Genomic DNA, 22,645 nt, shown 5'->3' with positions numbered 1-22,645 from the left:
CTCAGGGGACGGACGGCGCCGGCGTCACGCCGACCGTCTGGACCTTGCCGTCCTTGTCCACCTCCAGCTTGAGCCGAGGGGTGCCCTGGGCGTCGTGGAGCACGATGCTCGCGACGCCGTCCACCACGCCCAGGGTGATGCGCTCCTTCCAGTCATGCCGGAAGGTGACGGTGGGCTTTCCCTGCTCCAGGCCCATGCACATGGCCTCGTAGCCCTCCTCGCTGTCGAAGCAGAGCCCCCGGATGCCGATGGCGTCCAGCATCCCCAGGCCTCCAATCTCCTGGCCCGTGGGGCTGAGGAACTGGATGCCGTAGGCGGTGACGGCGCGCTTCAGGCCCTGGGGGTTGGGCATGGGCGCGGCGATGCGGATGCGCGCCTGGCCGTGCTCGTCGACGATGTTCAGCTCCCGGACGGAGAGGGACTCCGCGGGGCGGGGCGCGGCGGAGGTGCCCGCGCACGCGACCAGGAACAACCCCGTGGAGGCGACGGCGGCCTGCATGAACGGACGGAAGAGGGAGGTGGTCATGGGGCGCGAAGCTAGACGCCGCTTCGGCCCCTGTCCCCCGGGGGACGCAATGCTTCCGTCATGGGCGTGTCATGGGCTGCTCGCTACGCGGGCAGCGAGCCCTGGCCGGTGGCCAGCGTGTTCATGAAGGACTTCACCTTCTGCACGTAGGTGGCGTCGCCCGTGCCGGCGGGGATGGCGTCCGGGTTGCTCCTGTCCACGCCGTTGGGGCCGGAGTTGTAGGCGCGCAGGGCCAGCTCATCGCTGCCGAACTGCTCCTTCATGTCCTTCATGTAGAAGGCGCCCGCGAGGATGTTGGTCTCCGGGTCGGAGAGGTTCTTGCCCTGGAGCTCCGGGTGCTTCGCCTGCAGCTCCCCGTAGGTGTTGGGGTTGACCTGCATCAGGCCGGTGTCCGTCAGGCCGTTGCCGCCGTTGGTTGAGACGGCCTCCAGGTTGCCGCGCGACTCCTGCCAGATCTGCGCGGCCAGCATCTCCGCCGGCATGCCCGTCTTGGCGGACGCGGACTCGATGGCGCCGCGGAACTTCTCCAGCGCCGGGGGCAGGTTGCCGCCCAGCTTCGAGCCGCCCTGGGACTGGGACGGCGACACCTGCTGCGAAGCCCCCGGGCCCACGACGCCGGTGTTGCCGTTGAGCGCCACGGGGGGACGCGAGGCGTCCCGCGGGGTGAAGCCGCTGTCGGAGAACGGCGGCGAACCCGTGCCGGCGTTGCCACCCGTGGCCCCCTGCGCGCCCTGGAGCGCCTGCGCGGCGCCCGGCACGGTCTGCGCCACCAACTGGACGATGGACGTCAGCGCCGACAGCGTGTCCTGGAGCAGCTTGCCCAGCTCCGCGTTCTTGCGCGGGCCGGCGTCGAAGCCGTCCTGCTGGAACATCCCGACGCCCGAGCCGCAGCGGTTCGGGCTCGTGGCCTGGCTGGAGCGCCCCTCCATGCCACTGCCCTGGACGCGGGCGCTGCCGGCGTCCTGCACCGGCATGTAGGAGACGGGGGTGGAGGCGCTGCGGAGGGGCGAGATGGCCATGGCGGGGGACCTCGAAGGGGATTGGGTTTCCGTTGAAGCGACACGGGACCCCATAGCAGCGCGTGTGCCAGCCCCTCCGGGCCGCGCGGACGCGGGCAACCCCCGGATTTCACGGGCAACGACAGGGGCCACGGCGGCCGGCCCTGGTGACTGCCGTCACCGCTCCGATGCCCGCCGTCATCAGCCCTTCAGCAAGCCCAGCCGCTGAAGGCTCTCCACGGTGGCGACCAGGCACTCCGCGTTGGACCGAGGCGCCCAGCCGAGCACGCGCCGCGCCTTCTCGTTGGAGCCGTTCTTCACCTTGCCCAGCTCCGGAAGGGTCTGCCGCGCCACCGGCGTCCACAGCGCCGCGAGCCGCACCACCCAGTCCGGAAGCTGCCGCGCCGGGACCTTCCGGGCCACGTCCCCCAGTTGAGCGCGGAGGATCCGCGCCATGTCGATGAGCGCCAGGAAGTCGCCCGCGACGGCGAGGAAGCGCTCTCCCCGGGCCGCCGGGTGCGTCATCGCGCGCAGGTGCAGGTCCGCGACGTCGCGCACGCCGACGACGCCGAAGTAGAGCCGGGGAACGGCGGGCATGGCGCCGTCCAGCAGCCGCTTCAGCAGCATGATGGAGCTGGAGTAGTCCGGCCCGAGGACGGGACCGAACACGCCCACCGGGTTGATGGCGGACAGCTCCAGCGCCCCGCCTTCACGGGCGATGAAGTCCCAGGCCGCGCGCTCCGCCAGCGTCTTCGACTTCTGATACGCGGCGACGCCGGGCCCTCGCGGATCCGTCCAATCTGCCTCGGTGAACTGCGTCTTGTCTTGCGGATGTCCGTAGCCGATGGCCGCGAACGAGGACGTGAGCACCACGCGCTTGACGCCCGCGTCGCGCGAGGCACGCAGCACGCGGAGCGCTCCATCCCGCGCGGGGATGATCAGCTCGTCCTCGTGCCTGGGGACACCGGGAGGGAAGGGGGACGCCACGTGCAGCACGAAGTCGCAGCCCGCTACCGCCTCCGCCCAGCCCGCGTCCTGCTCCAGGTCCGCCGCGGCGAAGGACAGGCGGGAGCCCGGATCCACGCCGCCCTCCTTGAGCATGGCGCGCACCTCGCCCTCGCGCTTCAGGCTCCGCACCGTGGTGCGCACCTGATGGCCCGCCTCCAGCAGCTGCACGATGCAATGACTGCCAATGAAGCCAGACCCGCCGGTGACCAGGACCGTGCTCATCGCCGCCTCGTCTTCATGTTCATGCGGTGGAGTTTGTCCGCGAGCCGGGCGCGAAGGAACGGCCGGATTCGGCAAGCTGGGTGTCAGGCGAAGGCCACGTAGGCCGCGACGGCGACCATGCAGGCGCCGAAGGTCCAGCCCTGGATGCGCATGGCGCGCTCGGAGCGGAAGCGTCCCAGGATGAGCTTGCCGCCGTAGATCCACGGGAAGTGGCACGCCACGCAGACGGCGAGGAACGCCACGGTGAGCTGCGCCGTCTGCGAGAGCATCCCGCGCGAAGGGTCCAGGAACTGGGAGAACATCACCAGCACCATCGAGTGGATCTTCGGGTTGAGCGCCACCGCGAGCAGCCCCTCCACGAACCCGAGGCGCGCGGGCGCGTCGGTCGCCTCACCGGAAGCGGCCGAGGCGCGGAAGAAGCCCCACGCGAGGTAGAGCAGGTACACGACGCTGCCCCAGCGCAGGACCTGGTGCAGCGCTGGAAGCCCCTGGAGCACGCGTCCCAGGCCGATGCCGTAGAGGAGGCACAGCGCGACGTTGGCCACCTCGAAGCCCATCCAGAACGGCAGCGTGCCCCGGACGCCGAAGCGCCCTCCGGCGGTGGCGAGCACCGTGTTGCCCGGCCCGGGGCTCACGACCATGGGCACCGTGTAGCCCAGGAACAACATCCACACCTCGGCGGAGATCATGACGGGGCACCTCGCGCGCGGCGCGTCCATCGCGCCTTCTCGCAGCGCAGGACAGACTCCAATTCCGCGCGCGGACCCAGCGAGCTATCCTCGCGTGCTCGATAAAAGGGGCTCATCGAGCATGCGCCGCATTCCACCGCTGGGTGCCCTCCGAGCCTTCGAGGCGGGAGCGCGGCACCTGAGCTTCACCCGCGCCGCCACGGAGCTGCGCGTGACCCAGGCGGCCATCAGCCATCAGGTGCGGCAACTGGAGGACTGGCTGGGCGTCTCGCTGTTCGACCGCCGGGGCCATGCGCTGACGCTGACGGCGCGCGGCGCCGCGTACCTGCGCGAGCTGACGCCCGTGTTCGAGCGCATGTCCGAAGCGACCACACGGCTGTACGCGCACGAGCAGGGCCCGCTGCGCCTCACCGTGCTGCCGTCCTTCGCCGCGTGCTGGCTGCTGCCTCGGCTGGAGCGCTTCCGGAAGCAGCACCCGGACATCGAGCTGCACGTGAACAGCTCCGAGTCGCTCTGGGACTTCCTCGATGACCGCTTCGACGTGGGCATCCGCTCCGGGCTGGGCCGGTGGACGGGGCTCAAGGCGGAGCAGCTAGCGACGGAGCGGCTCGCGCCCGTGTGCACTCCGGCGCTGGCGAAGCGGCTCCGGACGCCCCAGGACCTGGGCCGGGTCCGGTTGATCCACGACACACCCAAGGACGCCTGGCGCCGCTGGCTGGATGCCGCGGGAGTGACGGGCGTGGACGCGGACCGGGGCCCCGTGTTCAACGACGCCGGGCTCGCGCTCCAGGCCGCGCGGCTGGGGGATGGCGTGGCGCTGGGGCGGCTGATGCTCGCGGCCGACGACCTGAAGGCAGGCCGGTTGGTGCAGCCGTTCAAGGCCGTCCTGCCCAATGACTTCAGTTATTGGCTCGTGCACCCGCGTCCCCTGACGGGCCGGAGGGACGTGGCGGCCTTCAAGGCCTGGGTGCTGGAGGAGGCCCGGCGCTGACACCGCGTCGCATGTGATTGGATCTTTCCGGGAAGTGGCGTCTTTCCTATTTATGTCTGGGAATGCAGACTCCAGGTGTCTCGAACCCGGACCTGGAGAGCACCATGCGGATGCAATGGATTGCACTGGCCATCGCGGTGGGGGCCGTTGCCTGCGGCGGGAGCTTCGAGCAGGAGGCGCCCGAGGCGTGGGGAACGCACGAGGCGGGGCTCACCATCACCACCGAGGACCAGGTCGTGGCCCGGCTGCCCGCGAGCACGGGGGCGGGGTACGGGTACGGGGAGTACCTGCCTCCGGGCTACCTGACGTCCACCGGGTCCTATCCGGTCATCATCCACCTGAACGGGCGCGGTGAGTTCGGCACGTCGACGACGGAGGCGGGGCTGCTGGAGGTGGTGACCCGCCACGGGGCGCTGAAGAAGATCCGCTTCACGAGCCAGGGCAAGGCGTACTTCGGGCAGCACCAGGTGATGGTCTTCACGCCGCAAGCGGCGACGAAGTGGGAGCCGGCTGCAATCGACGCGTTCGTCAGCTTCCTCGTGGCGAACTACCGGGTGGACACGACGCGCATCTACCTGACGGGGATCAGCTTCGGGGGCTATGGCGCCTGGCAGTACGCGTACACGTACGGGGGCCGGCTGGCCGCGCTGGCGCCCATGGCCACGAACATCGGCGCGCCGGGGCCCACCATCACCCAGCTCAAGAACGTGCCGGTATGGGCGGTGCATTCCTTCGCGGACGGCACCTCCCTTTCGGCCGAGCGTTCCTGGCTGCAGGGCGTGACGAAGAACTACGGTCAGTTCCAGTTGGTCGCGGTGCCGGCGCCGGCCCAGACGGTGACGTACCTGTTCCCGGGAGCCAGCAGCCCCACGTGGACGTCACAGCCCGGCGTGGTGGCCACCGGGAGCGACATCGCGCGCCTCACCGTGCTGCCCGGCTCCGCGCATGACTGCTGGACGCAGCAGTACGACAACGACGCGTTCTGGGATTGGCTCCTCGCCCAGCACCGCTAGCCGTTCCGGCCCGGGCTGATAGCGTTCCTGCGCATGGGCCCTCCCCGGACGGAACGGTTTGGCAGGTTCGAGCTGCTGGAGCGGATATGGATCAGCGGCCTGACCCTGCTGCATCGGGCGCTCGACACGGCGGCGCCCGCTGGCAGCGGTCCCGTGGTCCTCAAGCGGCTGCTGCCATCGCTCCTGGAGGACCGGAAGATCGTCGAGAAGTTCCTCGACCTCGCCTCCCTTTCGGCCTGCGTCCAGCACGACAACGTCGCGCGCGTCCTGGACTTCGGAGAGGTCGAGGGAGAGCCCTTCCTGGTCCGGGAGTGGGTGGAGGGGCGGGACCTGGGCGCCGTGCAGACCCTGTCACGGAGACGGGGCATGGCGCTGGTGTCCGCGCCTCTCGCGGTGAGCATCGCCATCGACATCTGCCACGGGTTGCACCCCGCGCACACTCGCGTGGGCCTGCTGCATGGAGACCTCTCGCCCTCGAACGTGCTGGTGGGTTTCGACGGAGCGGTGAAGGTCTACGAGTTCGGCTTCAACCGCTGGATGCTGTCGCCCGAGGCGTGGTCGAGGGCTGGCGTGATGGGGAGCAAGCTCCGGTACTTCGCGCCCGAGCAGTTGCTGCGCGAGCCCGTGGATGTCCGCTCAGACATCTATGTCCTGGGCATGTTGCTCTACTGGCTGCTGTGCGGAGAGCTCCCCATGAGCGGTGACTCCGAGATGCAGGACGTCAAGGAGGTCCTGGAGGGACGGCTGGTTCCTGCCTGGAAGCGCAATCCCTCACTGGACGCGGACCTCGTGCGGATCCTCGACCGCGCGCTGGCGAGGTCCGCGGACGACCGCTACCCGTCCGCCGAAGCGATGGGCCAGGCGCTGGCGGATTGGCTGAAGACCCACGCTCCCACGTTCAGCACAGAGGAGCGGAAGCAGTGGATGTCCTCGTTCCACCCGGCCGCGACATCCAGGTGATGGGCGGAGACCCCGGTCAGTCCTGCGCCGTGGGCCGGACAATCACCTCGCCCACGTCCACTTCGGCGGGCTGCTCGATGGCGAAGGCCATGGCCCGGGCAATCGCATCCGGTGGGATGGCGAGCCTGTCCCGGACCTCCTCGAACCGGGCCCGAAGTTCGGGGTTCTTCACGTGCTCGAGGAAGTTCGTCCGGGTCATCCCCGGCGAGATGACCGTGACCCGCAGGCTGGGGCCCGCCTCCTGGCGCAGGCCTTCGGAGATGGCTCGCACGGCGAACTTCGTCCCGGCGTAGACCGCCTGGCCGGGGACGATCCGGTGCGCCGAGGTCGACGCGGTGTTGATGAAGTGCCCGAAGCCCTGCTCGCGGAAGAGCGGCAGCGCGGCTGCGATGCCATACAGCACCCCCTTGATGTTGGTGTCGATCAGCTCCTCCCAGTCATCGACGCGCAGGTCGTCCAGCGGAGAGGTCGCCAGGCTGCCTGCATTGTTGATGAGCACGTCCAGCCTGCCGAACCGCTCGCGGGCCAGGCGGACGAGCCCGTCGACGTCCTCGCGCCGCCTCACGTCGGTTCGTGCGGCGAGGGCTGCTCCTCCTGCCTTCACGATGCGCTCCACCGCCGGCTCCAGCCGTTCCAGACGGCGCGCGCCGAGGACGACCTTCGCTCCTCGCCCGGCGAGCAGCAGCGCCGCCGCTTCGCCAATGCCGGTGCTGGCTCCGGTGATGGCAATGACCTTGTCCTGGATGCCTGACATGACGTCCTCCTTGGGATTTCCAACCGCAGGCGTACCCGGTCGGAGTCATGGCGGGCTTGGACGTTGTTGCCATGCGGGGCAGGTCAACAACGTCCAAGCGACGGAGGACGCTCGTTCCTAGAATCCACCCGTGCCCGCTCTCCATCACGCTGTCGTGGACGGCCCCCTGTCCATCCGGACCTCCCTGTTCCCGGAACTGCCGGGCTTGCGGCTCGTGCGCTACCGGACCGACGGGCGGCTGCTGCGCTCCGTGAAGGAGCGTTTCTGCGTGATGCTGACGCAGCGAGGGCACTCGGAGTGGTGGGGGCGGGGCAGGGTCCATGCCTCCTCGCCCCGAACGGTCGACCTCAAGCAGCCCGGCGAGGTGCACCGGGACCTGCGCCGCGACGGACCCGCCCGGTTCCAGGTCATCGCCTTCGACGCGTCGCTCGTCTCCGAGGCCCGCGAGGCGCTGGACGCGCCGGCCTCCGCCCGGCTTCGACAGCTCCAACTCGAAACATCGCAGCCGGCGGCGGCCGCCTTCGTGCGCCTCCACGCCGTGCTGGATGCGGGCCTGGAGGGACGCTCCTGCGCCCTCGCGCTCCAGACGGCCATGGCGGAAGCCCTCTCCTCACTGGTCGGATGCCTGGAGCCTTCAGGCGAACGGGAGCGGCGCCACCGCTGGCCCCTCCAGCGCGTGGTGGAGGCCCTGCACGAAGCCATTCCAGAGGGCATCACGCTGGAGGCGCTGGCCCGTCAGGTGGGCTGGAACCGCTTCCACCTGTGCCGCGCCTTCCGCGAGGAGCTGGGCATGCCGCCCCACGCGTACCTCACGCACCTGCGCGTCGCGCGAGCCCAGCGGCTGCTGTCCCAGGGGCTGGCGCCCTCGGAGGTCGCGCTCCAGGTCGGGCTCTATGATCAGAGCCTGCTCAACCGGCACTTCAAGCGCATCGTCGGCATCACCCCGGGACAGTTCGCGCGCGCCGTGCAGTGAGGCCGCGCTCAGGTCCCGGAAGGCTGCCGGAAGACCGCTTCGATGTTGTTGCCGTCCGGGTCGAGCACGAAGGCCGCGTAATAGCCCTGGGGGTATCCCGCGCCAGTGGGGCGCAGTCCGGGAGCGCCGTTGTCCGTTCCCCCCGCCGCCACCGCCGCCACGTGGAAGGCGTCGACCTGGGCGCGGCTCGTGGCCGCGAAGGCCGTGTGCTGCTTCACGCTGTGCGGATGGAAGCGGTCGATCCAGAAGATGGGGTACTCCCGGCCGTAGCCAATGCCATCCGCGCCGGTGTCCTCGGGGAGCTGCATGGCGCGGCGGAGGCCGAGCGCCCCCAGTGCCGCGTCGTAGAAGCGTGCCGAACGGGCGACGTCGGCGACTCCGATGCCTGTGTGGTCGAGCATGGACCTCAGTCTACGGGCATGAAGCCGCGCTCGCGCATCAGCGCGTCGAGGTTCGCGTCCCTTCCCCGGAACTTCCGGTAGCCCTCGAACGGATCCACGGTGTTGCCCACCGACAGGACGTGCTCGCGCAGCCGCGCGGCCACCTTCGCGTCGTAGGCGCCGCCGCCTTCCTGGAAGGCCGCGAAGGCATCCGCCGCCAGCATGTCCGCCCAGAGGTAGCGGTAGTAGCCGGCCGCGTACGCGTTGCTGCTGAAGACGTGTCCGAAGTGCGGCATGCGGAAGCGCATGCCGACCTCCGCGGGCGCTCCAAGCTGCCGGAGCACGTCGCGCTCGAAGGCGTCGGGGTCGATGCGCCGGGCTCCGGCCAGGTGCAGCTTCATCTCCACCAGCGCGGAGGTGAGGAAGTCCACGGTGTAGAAGCCCTGGTTGAACGTCGCCGCCTTCTGGATGCGCGCCACCAGCGCCCGAGGCATGGGCTGGCCCGTCGCGTGGTGCACCGCGAAGCGGCCCAGCACCTCCGGCGTGGAAACCCAATGCTCGAACAGCTTGGAGGGGAACTCCGAGTAATCACTCACCACCCGGCTGCCCCCGAGCGCCGGGTACGTCACGTCCCCGCACAGCGTGTGCAGCGCATGGCCGAACTCATGGAACAGCGTCTGGGCGTCGCGCCAGCCCAGCAGCGCGGGGCTCCCGGCCCCTGGCTTCACGAAGGACATGCTGATGGCCACCAGGGCCGGCACCTCGCCCCGGAAGCGCTCCTGGACGCGGTACGTCTCCGTCTGCCCTCCGTTGTACTTGCCCTCGCGCGCGTAGGGGTCGAAGTACAGGAGCCCCCGCTCGCGGCCGCTCTCGCGGTCCTTCACCGCGAAGACGCGCACGTCCGGGTGGTAGACGGGCACGTCCGGCGCGGGCGTGAAGGTGAGGCCGAAGAGCTCGCCCGCGACCCAGAACATGCCTTCACGCAGGGTCTCCAGTTGGAGATAGGGCTTCACCTCGCTGTCGTCGAAGTCATACGCCTGCTTGCGCACCTTCTCCGCGTAGTAGCGGTAGTCCCAGGGCGCGATGGGCTCCTGCTGGCCCTGGCTCCGCGCAATGACAGTCATCGCGGCGACCTCTTCGCGCACGCGCGCGACGGCGGGCGTCCACAGCGTCTCCAGCAACTGCATGGCGCGCTCAGGCGTCTTCACCATCGCGTGCTGGAGCTGGCGGTGCGCGTGGGTGGGGTAGCCCATGAGCTTCGCTGCCTCCGCGCGCGCCGCGAGGATGCGCGTGATGACGGCGGTGTTGTCATGAGCGTCGCCGTGGTCCCCCCGGCTGTCGTAGTTGCGCCACACCTTCTCGCGAAGCTCCCTCCGCTCCGAGTACGTGAGGAAGTCCGCCACCCCCGAGCGGGTGTTGGCCACGGCCCACTTCCCCGGCTGTCCGCGCGCGGTGGCCTCGGCCGCGGCGGCCTTCCGCAGGGGCTCTGGCAGGCCCGCGAGGTCCGCTTCGTTCTCCAGGAGCGTGTAGCGCTTCTCGTCCGCGAGCACGTTCTGGTTGAACGCCGTGTAGAGCGTGGCGAGCCGCTGGTTGAGCGCGGCCAGCCGCTTCGAACCCGCCGCGTCCAGGAGGGCGCCCGAGCGCACGAAGTCGTCGTAGTAGTACGCCACGACGCGCTGCTGCTCGGGCGTCAGCTTCGCCTTCCCGGCCGAGTCCCGGACCGCCTTGACGCGCCGGAAGAGCTTCCGGTTCTGGGACTGCTCATCCCAGAAGGCCGACAGCCGGGGCGCCATCTGGCGTTCCACGGCCTGGTACTCCGGTGAGCTCACGAACGACGACCACGCGTTGTAGACCTCGTAGACGCGGTTGAACGCGCGGCCCGAGTCCTCCAGCGCGGCGATGGTGTTCTCGAACGTGGGCGGCTCCTTCGAGTCCGCGATGGCGGCCAGCTCGCGCCGTGCCTGCGCCATCGCGGCTTCGAGCGCCGGTGCGAAGTCCGCCACCTGCGCGCGGTCGAAGGGCGGGACGCCGCCGTGGGCCCCCGACCAGGGCGCGAGCAGGACATCCGGCGACGGAGCAGGGCCCGCGAAGGCCGTGCCCGCCAGGAGGAGGAGGCATGCAGCGATTCTGTGTCGTGGCATGCGGACAGAATAGGAGCCAGGATTGAGCGGCATCCATCGAATGGAATTCGCCCGGGAGCCTCGAATGGCCGCACTCGACCGAATCGATCGCCAGATTCTGGAGGCCCTCCAGAACAATGCACGGCTGTCCAACAAGGAGCTGGCCGCGCGGGTGGGGCTGGCTCCCTCGTCGTGCCTCGCGAGGGTGAAGCGGCTGGAGACGGACGGGGTCATCAAGTCCTATCGAGCGGACCTGGATGCGCGCTCGCTGGGGTTGGGGCTCCAGGCGCTCATCGCCGTGCAGCTGCGGCTCCACGTGGGAGAGGCGTTCGGCAGCATCGGTGACCACCTGCGCTCGCTGCCGGAGACGGTGGCCGTCTACTGCCTGGGCGGGACGACGGACTTCCTGGTGCACGTCGTGTGTCGGGACACGGAACACCTGCGGGTGCTCACCATCCAGTCCTTCACCAGCCGCCCGGAGGTGAGCCGCATCGAGACGTCGCTGGTGTTCTCCTTCGCGCGCTCCGGGCTGCCGGTCGACCGGGGAGCCTGATGCAACCCGCGCTGTAACCTTTTGGCGTCCTCTTTCGTGGAGGCCGTCGGATGCCCGGAATGCGCCGGGCGCCGGGACGGAGGACGGACATGCAGGCGATGAAGGTGGCCGTGGTGGGAGGAGGGCTGGGCGGGCTCACGGCGGCGGCGTTGCTGGCGCGCGGCGGCTGCGAGGTGACGCTGTACGAACGCTCGAAGTCCCTGGGCGGGCGGGCGCGGACGACGGAGGTGGAGGGCTTCCGCTTCAACCTGGGGCCGCATGCCCTGTACCGGGCGGGCGCGGCGCTGCGGGTGCTGGGCCGCCTGGGCGTGAAGCCCCAGGGCGGTGTGCCGGTGGGAACGGGCTCCCACGCGCTGCGAGCGGGCCGGCTGCACACGCTGCCGCGCGGGCCGGTGACGCTCATGACGACGGACGTGCTGTCGCTCGCCGGGAAGCTGGAGGTGGCGAAGCTGCTGGCGGGGCTGGCGCGAATCGACACGGGGCCGCTGGGGCCCCTGTCGACGCGGGCGTGGCTGGAGACGCGCCTGGCACGAAGGGACAGTCAGGCGCTCATCGCGGCGCTGGTGCGCGTGGCGACGTACTGCGCGGACCTGGAAGCCCTCAGCGCGGAGGCGGCGGTGAGACAGCTCCAGGCCGCGACCGCGGCGAACGTGCTGTACGTGGACGGTGGCTGGAGCACCCTGGTGGACGCGGTGGAGCAACTGGGGCGAGAGGCCGGAGTCCGGCTGGAGCTGTCCACGCGGGTGGAGTCCGTCGTCCTCCAGGAAGGGAGCACGAAGGTCGAAGGCGTACGGCTCGCGGACGGCACGGTGCGAGGCGCGGACGCGGTGGTGTTGGCGGGCAGTCCCGCGGACGTGGCGGCGCTCGTGCCAGGGGACGCGGCGCTGGCCCGGGAGGCGCGGGAGGCGGTGCCCATTCACGCCGCGACGCTGGAGCTTGGGTTGTCGGAGCTGCCGAGGCCGGATGCGTTCTTCGCGTTGGGGGTGGACGGGCCCTGGTACGCGTCGGTGCATTCGGCCTCCGCGAAGCTGGCGCCGGAAGGAGGCGCGATGGTGCACGTGGCCAAGTACCTGGGCGGAGCGGACACGGAGTGCCGCGAGTCCGAACTGGAAGCCGTGATGGACGCGCTCCAGCCAGGTTGGCGAGCGAAGTTGGTGGCGCGGCGCTTCCGTCCGTCACTCACCGTCAGCGCCGGACTGCCCCAGGCCGCCAAGGGTGGACTCGCGGGGCGTCCCGCCGTGGAGGTGCCGCACCTCGGAGGGCTGTACCGCGTAGGTGACTGGGTGGGCGCGGAGGGAATGCTCGCGGACGCGTCCCTGGCAAGCGCCGAAGCCGTGGAGCACGCCCTGCTGCAACGCATCGCGACGCCACAGCGTCGCGTAGCGGGAGCTTGAGCTGAATGGGAGCACAGGAGGGAAGGGCACCCAGCGTAAGCACTTCACCGCCGAGAGAGACCACGGCATGGACGCGCAGGCACCAGACCCACGGATATCCAGGAGGGCCCCCCGGCCGACGCGTTCCCAACGGGTCCGACAGTCGGACAGGTTTCCGCGGACCGGCTGGGGCAGGGCCCCGGCCAGCGCGGTTCTCCCAACCTGTCCGACAGTCGGACAGGTTTCGGCTGCCTGGATGGCGCAGGGGCCCGGCCAGCGCGGCTCTCCCAACGGGTCCGACAGTCGGGCAGGTTTCCGCGGTCCGGATGGCGCGGAGGGGGCTGGCCAGGATGGCTCTCTGAACCTGTCCGACAGTCGGACAGGTTTGTGCGGTGCTCCGTTGACGGGGCGCTGCAATCGGGATCTCACCTTCTCATTCGTGAAGACAGGAGGGATGTCCGAGGGCCTGGGCCTGGGCGCTCCCTTCCAATGCGCGGTGGAGGCTTGAACGGGATGGATTCACAGGCGCGAGGGGCACTGGGACAGGCCGCACGCGAGCATGAGCGCTTCCTCTGGGGGCTCTGCTACCGGATGACCGGTGTGGCGGCGGACGCGGATGACCTGGTGCAGGAGGTCTATGCTCGCGCGCTCGCGACTCCCCCGGAGCGCCTGGACACCCTGCGGCCCTGGCTGACCCGCGTGGCGGTGAACCTGGCCCGTGACCACCTGCGGCGGCGACGGCGCGAGGGCTACATCGGACCCTGGCTGCCTTCGCCCGTGGAGACCGGCGACGAGGAGGTCCCTCCCTCGGCGGAGGCACGGCTTCCCGGTGGCGGCTCGACGGAGGGGCGCTATGAGTTGCTGGAGAGCGTCTCCTTCGCCTTCCTGCTGGCGCTGGAGGCCCTGTCGCCCAAGCAGCGGGCCGTGCTGCTGCTGCGGGATGTCTTTGACTACTCGGTGCTGGAAGTGGCCGAGGCGCTTCGCATGAGCGAAGCGAACGTGAAGGTGGTGCACCACCGCGCACGTGCGGCGATGGCCTCGTATGACCAGTCCCGCTGCGTGCCCACGCGCGAGCTGCAGGCCCGCACCCGGGCCGCGTTGGAGGCGTTCCTCGCGGCGATGATGACGGGCGACGTCGCCGCCGCGGAGGCGTTGCTGACCTCCGATGCTCGTGCCCTTTCGGACGGAGGCGGCAAGGTGCGTGCGGCCCTGGTGCCCATCGTGGGGGCACCGCGCGTCGTCCTCGTCGTCCGCCGCTTGATGGAGATGCGTGGCGCTCCGGTGGCGTGGGAGGCCCGGATGCTCAACGGACTGCCCGCCTTCGTCGCCGTGTACCCTCCGGCGAAGGACCCGCTCATGGCCCTGCACACCGTGATTCGCGTGGACGTGGACGCGCACGGACGCATCCATGCGCTGCACTCCGTGCTGGAGGAGCGGAAGCTCGCGGGCGTGCGCATGCCCGTGCCGGAGTGACCTGAGCCTCTGGGAAATGGGGAGGGCAAGGTGACCTTCCAGTAGTCCATCCTGGTCCAGGCCCGAAGGGAGGGGCAGGCGCGCGGCCGTGCCGTCCACTCCCGCATGGCCCCAAGGGATGAAGCCCCTGTCCAAGCGCTCCGCCCGTCACCAGTTCCTGGGTGCACGGCGGGGCGAGCGAACGGAGGGCGGGCATGGGGACACGGGGGGACGACTCATCAGCGGGGGGCGCGCCGTCCCTGTTCGCCCGGCTGGCGGTGGGCGTGTTCCGGCACCGGGGCCGGGTGCTGGTGGGCACGCTCCTGCTCCTCGGCGCGGCGGTGTGGGCGCTGCTCCGGGGCGGGCACCTCACCACCGGGACCATCGAGGGCATCGAAGCCGCGCGGGCCGAGTCGCTCGCGCGGGGCGCCGCCGCCGGGTCCAACGACCAGACCCTGGCGGTCATCTTCCACCACGACGCCTGGGCGACGGAGGATCCGCGCTTCGCCCAGGCGGTGACGTCCGCGCTGTCGCGCGTGCAGCGGCTGCCGGAGGTCGCGTCGGTGGTGTCACCCATCGGGGCGCCCGAGGCCTTCCGGGCCCGCTTCGTGGCGCCGACGGGCCACGACCTGCTGGCGCTGGTGCGGCTCAAGGGCGGCGAGCGCGAGGCCACCGCCGCGTTCCCCGCCGTGCGCGCGGCGCTGGATGACTCGGGCCTCCAGACGACGCTCACCGGCAAGGTGGCCTTCCTGGCCGCGCTCAACGAACTGCTGGAGCACGACCTGCTGCGCGCGGAGTTGCTGTCGTTCCCGCTGGCGCTGCTCGTGTTGCTGTGGGTGTTCCGCACGGTGGTCGCGGCCATGCTGCCCCTGGTGGTGGGCGGGCTGGCGGTGCTCTGCGGCGTGGCGGGCGTGCTGCTGTTGTCGCACGTCACGAACATGGCCCAGTACACGCTCAACGTGGTGTCGCTCATCGGGCTGGGCGTGGCCATCGACTACTCGCTCTTCATCGTGAGCCGCTTCCGCGCGGAGCTTGCCCACGGGCTCTCCACGGAGCAGGCGCTGACGCGCACCCTGGACACCGCCGGGCGCGCGGTGGCGTTCTCCGGACTGGCGGTCACGGTGGGGCTGGGAGGCCTGCTGTTCTTCCGGGGCTCGTACCTGAGCGCCATGGGGCTGGGGGGCGCCCTGGTGGTGGCCTTCGCGGTCCTCTTCGCGCTCACCGTGCTGCCCGCGCTCCTGGCCTGGCTGGGGCCTCGCGTGGACCGGGGGCGGCTGCCCTTCGCGCGCGCGGAGGGGCGCGGCGGGGGCTGGCACGCGCTGGCCACCTGGGTGATGCGGCATCCCTGGTGGGTGCTCTTGCCGACGCTGGCGCTGCTGCTGGCCATGGGGCTGCCGTTCCGGCGTCTGCAATTGGCGGCCACGGACATCACGGCGCTGCCCGAGGGCACCGAGGCCCGCCGGGGCGCGGAGACCCTGGCCCGCCTGTTTCCCCGCGAGGCCGCCACCCGCGTGCTGGTGGCCGTGGAGTTCCCGGGCGGCACACCCCTCACGCCGGAGCGCGCGGGCGCGCTTCATGACGCCAGCCGGAGGATCGCCGCGCTGCCCGGGGTGCTCGGCGTGGAGAGCGCGGTGACCCTGGTCCCCGGCATGGACCGGGCGACCGTTCAACGGATGGCCGCCGCTCCGCCCCAGTTCCTTCCGCCGGAGCTCCAGGCCGCGCGCGCCGCGTACGTCACCGGCAACGTCGCGGTGATGCAGGTGCTGACGTCCTCGGCGCCCAGCAGCGTCGAGGCCCGGAACCTGGTGCGCGCGCTGCGCGAGGACCGCGCGGTGGGGGACGGCCGGTGGCAGGTGGGCGGGCAGACCGCGACGGACGTGGACGCGGCGGCCTTCGTGAAGCAGCACACGCCCGCGGCCGTGGGGTTCGTGATGGGGATGACGTGCATCGTCCTCTTCGTGCTCCTGCGCTCGGTGGTGCTGCCGTTGAAGGCGCTCCTGATGAACCTGCTGTCGCTGTGCGGTTCGTTCGGGGCCCTGGTGTTCATCTTCCAGGAAGGCCACCTGCACCGGCTGCTGCGCTTCGAGCCCGGGCCCATCGAACCGTCGCTGCCCATCCTGCTGTTCTGCGCGCTGTTCGGCCTGTCCATGGACTACGAGGTGCTGCTGCTCAGCCGCATCCGCGAGGAGTGGCTGCGCACGGGCGACAACACCCACGCGGTGGCCGAAGGCCTGGAGCGCACCGGCGGCCTCATCACCAGCGCGGCGGCCATCATGGTGGCGGTGTTCGCGGCCTTCACGCTGGCGTCGGTGGTGGTGGTGAAGGCGATGGGGCTGGGCATGGCCATCGCGGTCGCGCTGGATGCGACGCTGGTCCGGGTGCTCATCGTCCCCGCGATGATGCGGCTGATGGGGGACTTCAACTGGTGGGGGCCGGGCCACTGGCGGCGCTCGCACGCGCGGGCGCCAGGGCCTCGCGGCACGGAGGTGCGGCCATGAACGCGCGGAACCTGGGGTGGACGGCGGCGGCGCTGGGCGTGCTCGTGCAGGGCCACCTGGAATTGATGGCCGGCCTGCGACGGCGCCCGGTGCCACCTTCGAGGCGCTTCGAGCCGCCCTCCGTGACGGTCATCCGTCCCATCCGCGGCCTGGACGTGGACGCGCGAGCGAACGTGCGCGCGCTGCTGGACCTGGACTATCCCGGCGAGTGGGAGGTGCTCTTCGTCTTCGACAGCGAGGAGGACCCGGCGTTCCTCCCCACCCGCGAGGAGGTGGCCGCGCGCTCCACGCGCGCGAAGCGGGTGGAGCTGGTGGTCGCGGGCGAGCCTCCGGAAGGGATGACCGGCAAGCTCAACGCGATGCAGGTGGGCGTGGCCCGCTCCCGGTGTGAGCTCCTGGCCTTCAGCGATTCAGACACGCGGCCCACGCCCGGCGTGCTCACGGCGCTGGTGGGGGCCCTCCTGGAGGATGGCCGGACGGGCGCCACGTTCGCGCCCATCTACGCGGCGGCGGACGCGCCCCTCGCGGGGGACGTGGGCTACGGGCTGCTGGTGAACGCGTGGTACGGCGCGTCGGTCGCGTGCGCGGCAAAGCCGGATGGCGCGCTGCCCTTCATCATGGGGCAGTTGATGGTCTTCCGCCGTGAGGCGCTCGCAGCCATCGGGGGCGTGGGCTGCGCGGCCGGGCAGTTCGTGGATGACATGTACCTGGGGCGCCGGCTGCACGAGGCCGGGTGGAAGAACCGCGTCGTGCACGCGCCCCTGCGCGTCGTCACGGGGCACCTGGAGCTGGGCGCCTTCCTGCGCATCTTCCGGCGGTGGATCCTCTTCTCGGAGGCGGGGCTGCCGGGGGCCTTCGCCCGGACGCACTGGGTGCGCGGCGGGGTGAGCTGGCTGTCCTGGGGCAGCCTGGCGGCGGCGGTGGCGCGGAGGGCCTGGGAGACGGCGGCCCTGGCGGCGGTGCCCATCGGCTTCTGCGTGTGGAGCCAGCTGCGGCTCCAGCGGGCCTGCCACGGGCCGGACGTGGCGCCCCGGCACTACTGGGTGCCGGCGGTCCTTCCGCTGCTGGGGGCCGGCGTGGCGCTGTCCGCGCGGCTGTCGCGGCAGGTGGACTGGCGCGGCCGGGGGTACCGGTTGGACGCGAAGGCGCGCCTCGGTGAAACCCAGCCGGCGCGGGCCAGCGTGTAGACGGGACGGCGGACGCGACGATGCAGCCAGCTCCCCACCTGTTCCACCGCGCTCGCCACCGTGCCCCGCAGGGGCGGCCCGGCCGAGCGCAACAGAGGCCCGGCGGACCGGAGGCTGCCTCCGGGGCCGCTGGGCGAGAGCATCGCGGCGAAGGCATGCGCGATGACGCGCAGGTACTCGCGGGCCATCACCCGCATGCGGGGCTCCTCGGAGGAGAGCAGCGCCATGGAGGCCCGCGCGCCGCGAGGGCTGTGCTCCCAGTAGTGCAACAGGCCCATGCGCAGGGCCCGCATGCCCTCGTCCTGTCCGGCGAAGGCGCTGTAGAGCGCGGACGCGAGCGCGACGCGCGTGCGCTGGGCGGGACGCCGCGCGTGCGCGTAGTGCTCCAGCGCGCGGGCGATGTGGCCCGGGTGGCGCTCCAGCGATTCCTGGAGGGCGCGGGCGTCGTGGAAGCAGGACGCCATGCCGCTCGCGGTGAGCGGGTGGCAGCACGCCGCGGCGTCGCCGACGAGCACGGCGCTGCCCATCCAGACGGTCTCCGCCAGCCAGTCGTCGTTGGACGCCATGCGCACGGCGGGCCGTTGCTCCAGCGCCCGCCAGACGGCGTGCCTCAGACTGGAGGGCAGGGCGAGCAGCAGCTCCGGCCTGTCCCGCAGCGTCTGGACGGTGCTGCCCAGGGGCAGGTCCACCATCACGCGCGCCACGCCGGGCTGGATGCCGTAGGCCAGCGCGTGCACGGCGCCGCCCACGAACTGGTGGCCGTGGTCCGGGTGGGTCAGGCAGGCGCTGTCCACCGTCACTCCCAGCATGGTGGACAGGCGCGTGTGGTGCTCGGCGATGCCCAGCATCCGCCGCACCGGCGACGCGCGTCCGTCCGCGGCCACGAGCAGCCGGGCGCGCACGGTGTGCTCGGCGCCCGCGTGCGTGTAGCGCAGGCGCACGCCGTGCTCGCCGTTGTGCTCCACCGCCGTCACGCGGGCCCGGGTGCGCACGGTGACGCCGCGCCGCCGCGACACCGCCTCCAGCAGGGGCTCCGTGAGCGTGGCGTGCTCCAGCGACAGCCCCGTGGCACCCCGGCCGTAGGGCAGGACGAGGGTGCGGGCAGGGGCATGGAAGCGCACCGCGAAGCCGCGCACGGGCTGGGCCTTCCAGCCCTCCACGACGTCCCCGAAGCCCAGCGCGCGCAGGTCCCGGATGCCGGCGGGGTGCAGGAGCTCGCCCGCGAGCTGTTTGTGCCGGTCCACGCCCGCGTCCAGCAGCAGGACGGACAACCCCAGCTCGACGAGCGCCGCCGCCACCGTGCAGCCCGCGGGCCCACCTCCGGCTATCACCACCTCGGCGTCCTCCACGTGGCCTCCGCTCGGGTTCCCAGACACCATGTCTGGCATTGACTACTTAGCCATTGAATCGCGGCATCGCACGCAGAGGAGGCAGGCATGAAAGAGCAGGGAGCGTCATTCTGTCGCACGCAACTGCCCCGGGTTTCCCGGACGTTCGCGCTCAACATCCCGTTGCTGCCCGAGCCCCTGGACCTCGCGGTCACGGTGGCCTACCTGCTGTGCCGCATCGCGGACACGCTGGAGGACGAGTCCCCCGCGCCATCCCAATCCGCGCTGCTCGACGAGCTGGGCGCCCTGGTGTCATTGGGGCCGGGCTGGGAGGCCCAGGCCCGTTCCTTCGCGCGGAGGGCGCGGCTCGCCCTGCGGGACGAGGCGCCCGCCCCGGAGGCCGAGCTGGTGCTGGAGACCCTGACGGTGCTCGAGACCCTGGCCTCGCTTCCCACCTGGGTCCACCCGCCCATCGCCCGGTGCGTGCGCACGATGACCGGCGGGATGAACCAGATGCAGCGGATGCACGGCGGGAGCGGGCAGGTGATGGGGCTGCCCGACCTCCAGGCGACGTTCAGGTATTGCTATTACGTGGCCGGCGTCGTGGGCGAGATGCTGACCGGGCTCTTCATCGCCAGCTCACCCCGGGTGGCCTGGCGCCAGGAGGGCCTGACGTCGCGGGCGCCTGCCTTTGGCCGCGCCCTGCAGCTCACCAACATCCTGAAGGACGTGCGCGAGGACCTGGACCGGGGCAGTTGCTGGCTGCCCAGGGACCGCATGGCCGCGCATGGCCTCACGCCCGCCACGCTGGCCCTGCCGTCCCTGCGCTCGCGGGCGGTGGCGCTGATGGACGAGCTGGTGGCGGTGGCGCGCGGTGAGCTGGAGGTCGCGCTCGAATACTCCCTGGCCCTTCCGCGCGAGGAGCCCGGCCTGCGGCTGTTCTGCCTCTACCCGCTCTTCTTCGCGGCCGCGACGCTGGACGCGCTGGAGGGCAACCCCGCGGTGCTCGAACCGGAGCCGGTGAAGATCCGCCGGGAGACGGTGGAGGCGCTGATGCGGCTCACGCAGGAGAACGTCGACTCGGATGAGGCGCTGCGGGCGCTCTACGCCTGGTGCTCGCGAGCGCCCCGGCACGGCATGGAGGCCCGGCTCTGATGCTTCGCCACGCGCGCGACGTGCTGGCCCGGACGCAGGAGGCGGACGGCTCCTGGAAGGGGGACTACAGCGGCCCGCTCTTCCTGGCCCCGGTGTACGTGGCCGGGCTGTACGTGATGGGCCGCTCGCCGGACGCGCGCGTGAGGGACGGGCTCATCGCGTACATGCGCGCGCGCCAGAACGCGGACGGCGGCTGGGGGCTGGACGTGGAGTCGCCCAGCCTCGTCTTCACGACGGTGCTCAACTACGTCGCGCAGCGGCTGCTGGGCGTCGGCGCGGAGGACGCGGACCTGCTCCGCGCGCGGGCGTGGTTCCTTCCCCGGGGCGGCCCGCGGGGCAGCGCGTCCTGGGGGAAGTTCGTCCTCGCCCTGCTGGGGCTCTACGACTACGCGGGCCTGGCGCCCGTGCCGCCGGAGCTCTGGCTGCTGCCGCGAGCGCTGCCGTTCCATCCGTCGCGGCTCTGGTGTCACTGCCGCATGGTGTACCTGCCCATGGGCTGGCTCTATGGCCGCCGGGTCCGCGCCAGGGAAACGCCGCTGCTGGCCGAGCTGCGGCGCGAGCTGTATCCCCAGCCCTACGCGGACGTGGACTGGAAGGCGGCGCGCGGCCGGGTGGCCGGGACGGATGCGTACACGCCCCACGGCCTGGGGCTGCGCGCCGTGCACCGGGTGCTGGGGTGGTATGAGCGCTTCCACTCGAAGCGGCTGCGGGCCCGCGCGCTGGACGAGTCCCTGGCGTTGATTCGCGGGGAGGACACGGCGACGCACGCCATCTGCATCGGGCCCATCAACAAGGTCCTCGACATGGTGGTGTGGCACGTGGCGCGGCCGGACGGCCCCGAGGTGCGCGCCCACCTGGAGCGCCTGCCGGACTACCTCCAACACACCCGGGAAGGCATCACGTTCAACGGCTACAACTCCTCGCAGCTCTGGGACACCGCCTTCGCGGTGCAGGCGCTGGTGGCGTCCGGCGAGGCGGCTGGAGCGCGGGACACGCTGGAGCGCGCGGGCCGCTTCCTGGAAGCGCAGCAGGTGCTGGAGGATTCGCCAGACGCCGCGCGCCACCACCGGCACCCGAGCCGGGGAGGGTGGCCCTTCAGCACGCGCGCGCACGGCTGGCCCATCAGCGATTGCACGGCGGAGGCACTGAAGGCGTGTCTGTTGTTGCAGCCGCTCAGGCTCAACCGCGTGCCGCACGAGCGCCTGGAGCAGGCGGTGGCATTCATCCTGTCCTTGCAGAACCGGGACGGAGGCTGGGCCACCTACGAGCGGCAGCGGGGCCCGCGCTGGCTGGAGCGGTTCAATCCCTCGGACGTGTTCGCCAGCATCATGGTGGACCCCAGCTACGTGGAGTGCACGTCGGCCTGCGTGCAGGCGCTGGCCGCGTGGCGGAACGCGTGGCCGGAGGCGCCAGTGGGACGGGCCATCGCGCGGGGCGCGGACTTCCTGCGCCGCCAGCAGCGTGCGGACGGAAGCTGGGAGGGTTCGTGGGGCGTGTGCTTCAGCTATGGCACCTGGTTCGGCGTTACCGGACTGGTGGCCGCGGGCGCGAGTGCCAGGGACCCCGCGCTGCGCAAGGCGGTCACGTTCCTCGGGGCCCACCAGCGCGAGGACGGCTCCTGGAGTGAGACCCTCCAGTCCTGCCGCGAGCGCCGCTGGGTGGAGGGGCGCACCGGCCACGCGGTGACGACGTCCTGGGCCGTGCTGGCACTGGTGGCGGCGGGCGAGCGGGACAGCGATGCCACACGAAGGGGCGTGGCGTGGCTGCGCGCGACCCAGGGGCCGCACGGCCAGTGGCCCCCGGAGCCCCTGGCCGGCGTGTTCAACCGCACCTGCGCCATCCACTACGACGCCTACCTGCGCATCTTCCCGCTGTGGGCGCTGTCGCTCGCGGAAGCGACAGGCCCAGGCCTCACGGCGCGCGAAGGCTCAGCGTCCCCAGGTAGTCCGCCTTGCCCAGGTTGACGCCGTTGTGCCGCAGCAGCGCGTACGTGTGGGTGAGGTGGAAGTAGAAGTTCGGGATGATGTGCTCCTGGAAGTTGTCCGCGCCGCTCATCACCTTGCCCTCCCACCGGGGATTGGTGATGACGCGGGTGGCCGCGCCCTCGAAGTCCTTCGCCGTGAGCGTGTCCAGGTACTCGATGGTGGACCGGACGCGGGCGCCGAGCTCCTCCAGCGTCTGCTCCGTGTCCGCGTGCGACGGCGCGGGCTTGCCGGTCAGCCGCGAGGCCCCCAGCTTCGCGGCGTCACAGGCGATCTGCACCTGCTTGACGAACGGGAGCTGATCCGGCGCCAGCCGGAAGCCCAGGTAGAGGTTGGGGTCGAAGGACTTCGCCTTGGCATGGGCAGCGCCCGCCTCCAGCCACTTGCCCAACTGCCCGAGCTGCTTCTTCATCTGGGAAAAGGTCTCGAAGTACATGGGCGCGCAAGCTAACGGGACCGCCGTTGCCGCGCGAGCCAATCGGC

The 22,645-nt window shown here is 71.4% G+C and carries 19 protein-coding genes and 1 pseudogene; 11 read left to right on the top strand and 9 right to left on the bottom strand.

Going from position 1 to position 22,645, the window contains the following annotated elements; translation table 11 throughout:
• Position 1: 1 nt before the first annotated feature.
• The 4 genes from JYK02_RS13035 to JYK02_RS13020 all read right to left on the bottom strand — a co-directional run bounded on the left by JYK02_RS13035 (position 2) and on the right by JYK02_RS13020 (position 3,443).
• The gene (locus tag JYK02_RS13035; RefSeq protein ID WP_207051256.1) at positions 2 to 526 is read right to left on the bottom strand and encodes a hypothetical protein; all 525 of its coding nucleotides are present in this window, start codon (positions 524 to 526) and stop codon (positions 2 to 4) included.
• Positions 527 to 609: 83 nt separating this feature from the next.
• Positions 610 to 1,545 (bottom strand): lytic transglycosylase domain-containing protein, encoded by a 936-nt coding sequence (locus tag JYK02_RS13030; RefSeq protein WP_207051255.1) that lies wholly within the window; start codon positions 1,543 to 1,545, stop codon positions 610 to 612.
• Positions 1,546 to 1,725: 180 nt separating this feature from the next.
• Positions 1,726 to 2,754, bottom strand: coding sequence for an SDR family oxidoreductase (locus JYK02_RS13025; RefSeq protein WP_207051254.1), 1,029 nt, complete (start codon positions 2,752 to 2,754; stop codon positions 1,726 to 1,728).
• Positions 2,755 to 2,837: 83 nt separating this feature from the next.
• The gene (locus JYK02_RS13020; protein ID WP_207051253.1) at positions 2,838 to 3,443 is read right to left on the bottom strand and encodes a LysE family translocator; all 606 of its coding nucleotides are present in this window, start codon (positions 3,441 to 3,443) and stop codon (positions 2,838 to 2,840) included.
• A gap of 121 nt (positions 3,444 to 3,564) precedes the next feature.
• Here JYK02_RS13020 and gcvA point away from each other — a divergent pair, with 121 nt between their 5' ends.
• The 3 genes from gcvA to JYK02_RS13005 all read left to right on the top strand — a co-directional run bounded on the left by gcvA (position 3,565) and on the right by JYK02_RS13005 (position 6,407).
• Complete coding sequence (gene gcvA / locus JYK02_RS13015) at positions 3,565 to 4,434, top strand: transcriptional regulator GcvA (RefSeq protein ID WP_207051252.1); 870 nt, start codon at positions 3,565 to 3,567, stop codon at positions 4,432 to 4,434.
• Between the two features lie 104 nt (positions 4,435 to 4,538).
• Positions 4,539 to 5,447, top strand: coding sequence for an alpha/beta hydrolase-fold protein (locus JYK02_RS13010; RefSeq protein WP_207051251.1), 909 nt, complete (start codon positions 4,539 to 4,541; stop codon positions 5,445 to 5,447).
• 33 nt (positions 5,448 to 5,480) lie between these two features.
• Positions 5,481 to 6,407, top strand: a complete 927-nt coding sequence (locus JYK02_RS13005; RefSeq protein WP_207051250.1) for a serine/threonine protein kinase — start codon at positions 5,481 to 5,483, stop codon at positions 6,405 to 6,407.
• A 16-nt stretch (positions 6,408 to 6,423) separates the two neighbouring features.
• Here JYK02_RS13005 and JYK02_RS13000 read toward each other — a convergent pair whose 3' ends face one another.
• Positions 6,424 to 7,161 (bottom strand): SDR family oxidoreductase, encoded by a 738-nt coding sequence (locus JYK02_RS13000; RefSeq protein WP_207051249.1) that lies wholly within the window; start codon positions 7,159 to 7,161, stop codon positions 6,424 to 6,426.
• Positions 7,162 to 7,291: 130 nt separating this feature from the next.
• On the opposite strand from JYK02_RS13000, the gene JYK02_RS12995 reads away from it, so the two are divergent.
• Positions 7,292 to 8,134 carry a helix-turn-helix domain-containing protein gene (locus tag JYK02_RS12995; RefSeq protein ID WP_207051248.1) on the top strand — a complete coding sequence of 281 codons (843 nt, stop codon included), beginning with the start codon at positions 7,292 to 7,294 and terminating at the stop codon, positions 8,132 to 8,134.
• An 8-nt stretch (positions 8,135 to 8,142) separates the two neighbouring features.
• Here JYK02_RS12995 and JYK02_RS12990 read toward each other — a convergent pair whose 3' ends face one another.
• Positions 8,143 to 8,535, bottom strand: a complete 393-nt coding sequence (locus JYK02_RS12990) for a VOC family protein (RefSeq protein WP_207051247.1) — start codon at positions 8,533 to 8,535, stop codon at positions 8,143 to 8,145.
• Positions 8,536 to 8,540: 5 nt separating this feature from the next.
• Positions 8,541 to 10,655, bottom strand: a complete 2,115-nt coding sequence (locus JYK02_RS12985; protein WP_242588726.1) for a M3 family metallopeptidase — start codon at positions 10,653 to 10,655, stop codon at positions 8,541 to 8,543.
• A 64-nt stretch (positions 10,656 to 10,719) separates the two neighbouring features.
• Between JYK02_RS12985 and JYK02_RS12980 the strand changes: the two genes are divergently transcribed.
• The 5 genes and pseudogenes from JYK02_RS12980 to JYK02_RS39625 all read left to right on the top strand — a co-directional run.
• Positions 10,720 to 11,187: an Lrp/AsnC family transcriptional regulator gene (locus JYK02_RS12980; RefSeq protein WP_207051246.1), complete on the top strand. Its 468-nt coding sequence runs from the start codon at positions 10,720 to 10,722 to the stop codon at positions 11,185 to 11,187.
• Between the two features lie 89 nt (positions 11,188 to 11,276).
• The gene (locus tag JYK02_RS12975; protein WP_207051245.1) at positions 11,277 to 12,581 is read left to right on the top strand and encodes a phytoene desaturase family protein; all 1,305 of its coding nucleotides are present in this window, start codon (positions 11,277 to 11,279) and stop codon (positions 12,579 to 12,581) included.
• Positions 12,582 to 13,073: 492 nt separating this feature from the next.
• The gene (locus JYK02_RS12970; protein WP_207051244.1) at positions 13,074 to 14,033 is read left to right on the top strand and encodes a sigma-70 family RNA polymerase sigma factor; all 960 of its coding nucleotides are present in this window, start codon (positions 13,074 to 13,076) and stop codon (positions 14,031 to 14,033) included.
• A gap of 194 nt (positions 14,034 to 14,227) precedes the next feature.
• Positions 14,228 to 16,510, top strand: a complete 2,283-nt coding sequence (locus tag JYK02_RS12965) for an MMPL family transporter (protein WP_207051243.1) — start codon at positions 14,228 to 14,230, stop codon at positions 16,508 to 16,510.
• A pseudogene (locus JYK02_RS39625) lies at positions 16,507 to 17,415 on the top strand (glycosyltransferase); the annotation flags it as partial. The gene JYK02_RS12965 and the pseudogene JYK02_RS39625, both read left to right, overlap by 4 nt.
• A gap of 131 nt (positions 17,416 to 17,546) precedes the next feature.
• On the opposite strand, the gene JYK02_RS12960 reads toward JYK02_RS39625, so the two are convergent.
• Entirely contained in the window at positions 17,547 to 19,076 is a 1,530-nt protein-coding gene (locus tag JYK02_RS12960; RefSeq protein WP_207051242.1) for an FAD-dependent monooxygenase, read from the bottom strand.
• A 57-nt stretch (positions 19,077 to 19,133) separates the two neighbouring features.
• Between JYK02_RS12960 and JYK02_RS12955 the strand changes: the two genes are divergently transcribed.
• Both JYK02_RS12955 and JYK02_RS12950 read left to right on the top strand, forming a co-directional pair.
• On the top strand, positions 19,134 to 20,180 hold the full coding sequence (locus JYK02_RS12955) for a squalene/phytoene synthase family protein (RefSeq protein ID WP_207051241.1): 1,047 nt from the start codon (positions 19,134 to 19,136) through the stop codon (positions 20,178 to 20,180).
• Complete coding sequence (locus tag JYK02_RS12950; RefSeq protein WP_207051240.1) at positions 20,180 to 22,144, top strand: 2,3-oxidosqualene cyclase; 1,965 nt, start codon at positions 20,180 to 20,182, stop codon at positions 22,142 to 22,144. The genes JYK02_RS12955 and JYK02_RS12950 overlap by 1 nt, the downstream gene beginning before the upstream one ends.
• Here the strand turns inward: JYK02_RS12950 and JYK02_RS12945 are convergent.
• Complete coding sequence (locus JYK02_RS12945) at positions 22,092 to 22,574, bottom strand: DUF1993 domain-containing protein (protein WP_242588724.1); 483 nt, start codon at positions 22,572 to 22,574, stop codon at positions 22,092 to 22,094. The genes JYK02_RS12950 and JYK02_RS12945 overlap by 53 nt on opposite strands.
• Between the last annotated feature and the right edge of the window lie 71 nt (positions 22,575 to 22,645).

This window comes from Corallococcus macrosporus (assembly GCF_017302985.1).
Lineage (GTDB): Bacteria > Myxococcota > Myxococcia > Myxococcales > Myxococcaceae > Corallococcus > Corallococcus macrosporus_A.
The sequence above is the reverse complement of the archived record's forward strand: the minus strand, read 5'-3'. Positions and strand labels throughout refer to the sequence as shown.

Bases quoted from the DNA above. Each gene is read 5' to 3' on its own strand.
- JYK02_RS13035 (WP_207051256.1), bottom strand. From the start codon at position 526: ATGACCACCTCCCTCTTCCGTCCGTTCATGCAGGCCGCCGTCGCCTCC.
- JYK02_RS12955 (WP_207051241.1), top strand. From the start codon at position 19,134: ATGAAAGAGCAGGGAGCGTCATTCTGTCGCACGCAACTGCCCCGGGTT.
- JYK02_RS13020 (WP_207051253.1), bottom strand. From the start codon at position 3,443: ATGATCTCCGCCGAGGTGTGGATGTTGTTCCTGGGCTACACGGTGCCC.
- JYK02_RS12985 (WP_242588726.1), bottom strand. From the start codon at position 10,655: ATGCCACGACACAGAATCGCTGCATGCCTCCTCCTCCTGGCGGGCACG.
- JYK02_RS12945 (WP_242588724.1), bottom strand. From the start codon at position 22,574: ATGAAGAAGCAGCTCGGGCAGTTGGGCAAGTGGCTGGAGGCGGGCGCT.
- JYK02_RS12970 (WP_207051244.1), top strand. From the start codon at position 13,074: ATGGATTCACAGGCGCGAGGGGCACTGGGACAGGCCGCACGCGAGCAT.
- JYK02_RS12950 (WP_207051240.1), top strand. From the start codon at position 20,180: ATGCTTCGCCACGCGCGCGACGTGCTGGCCCGGACGCAGGAGGCGGAC.
- JYK02_RS12960 (WP_207051242.1), bottom strand. From the start codon at position 19,076: ATGGTGTCTGGGAACCCGAGCGGAGGCCACGTGGAGGACGCCGAGGTG.
- JYK02_RS12975 (WP_207051245.1), top strand. From the start codon at position 11,277: ATGCAGGCGATGAAGGTGGCCGTGGTGGGAGGAGGGCTGGGCGGGCTC.
- JYK02_RS12965 (WP_207051243.1), top strand. From the start codon at position 14,228: ATGGGGACACGGGGGGACGACTCATCAGCGGGGGGCGCGCCGTCCCTG.
- JYK02_RS13025 (WP_207051254.1), bottom strand. From the start codon at position 2,754: ATGAGCACGGTCCTGGTCACCGGCGGGTCTGGCTTCATTGGCAGTCAT.
- JYK02_RS13000 (WP_207051249.1), bottom strand. From the start codon at position 7,161: ATGTCAGGCATCCAGGACAAGGTCATTGCCATCACCGGAGCCAGCACC.
- JYK02_RS12990 (WP_207051247.1), bottom strand. From the start codon at position 8,535: ATGCTCGACCACACAGGCATCGGAGTCGCCGACGTCGCCCGTTCGGCA.
- gcvA (WP_207051252.1), top strand. From the start codon at position 3,565: ATGCGCCGCATTCCACCGCTGGGTGCCCTCCGAGCCTTCGAGGCGGGA.
- JYK02_RS12980 (WP_207051246.1), top strand. From the start codon at position 10,720: ATGGCCGCACTCGACCGAATCGATCGCCAGATTCTGGAGGCCCTCCAG.
- JYK02_RS13010 (WP_207051251.1), top strand. From the start codon at position 4,539: ATGCGGATGCAATGGATTGCACTGGCCATCGCGGTGGGGGCCGTTGCC.
- JYK02_RS13005 (WP_207051250.1), top strand. From the start codon at position 5,481: ATGGGCCCTCCCCGGACGGAACGGTTTGGCAGGTTCGAGCTGCTGGAG.
- JYK02_RS13030 (WP_207051255.1), bottom strand. From the start codon at position 1,545: ATGGCCATCTCGCCCCTCCGCAGCGCCTCCACCCCCGTCTCCTACATG.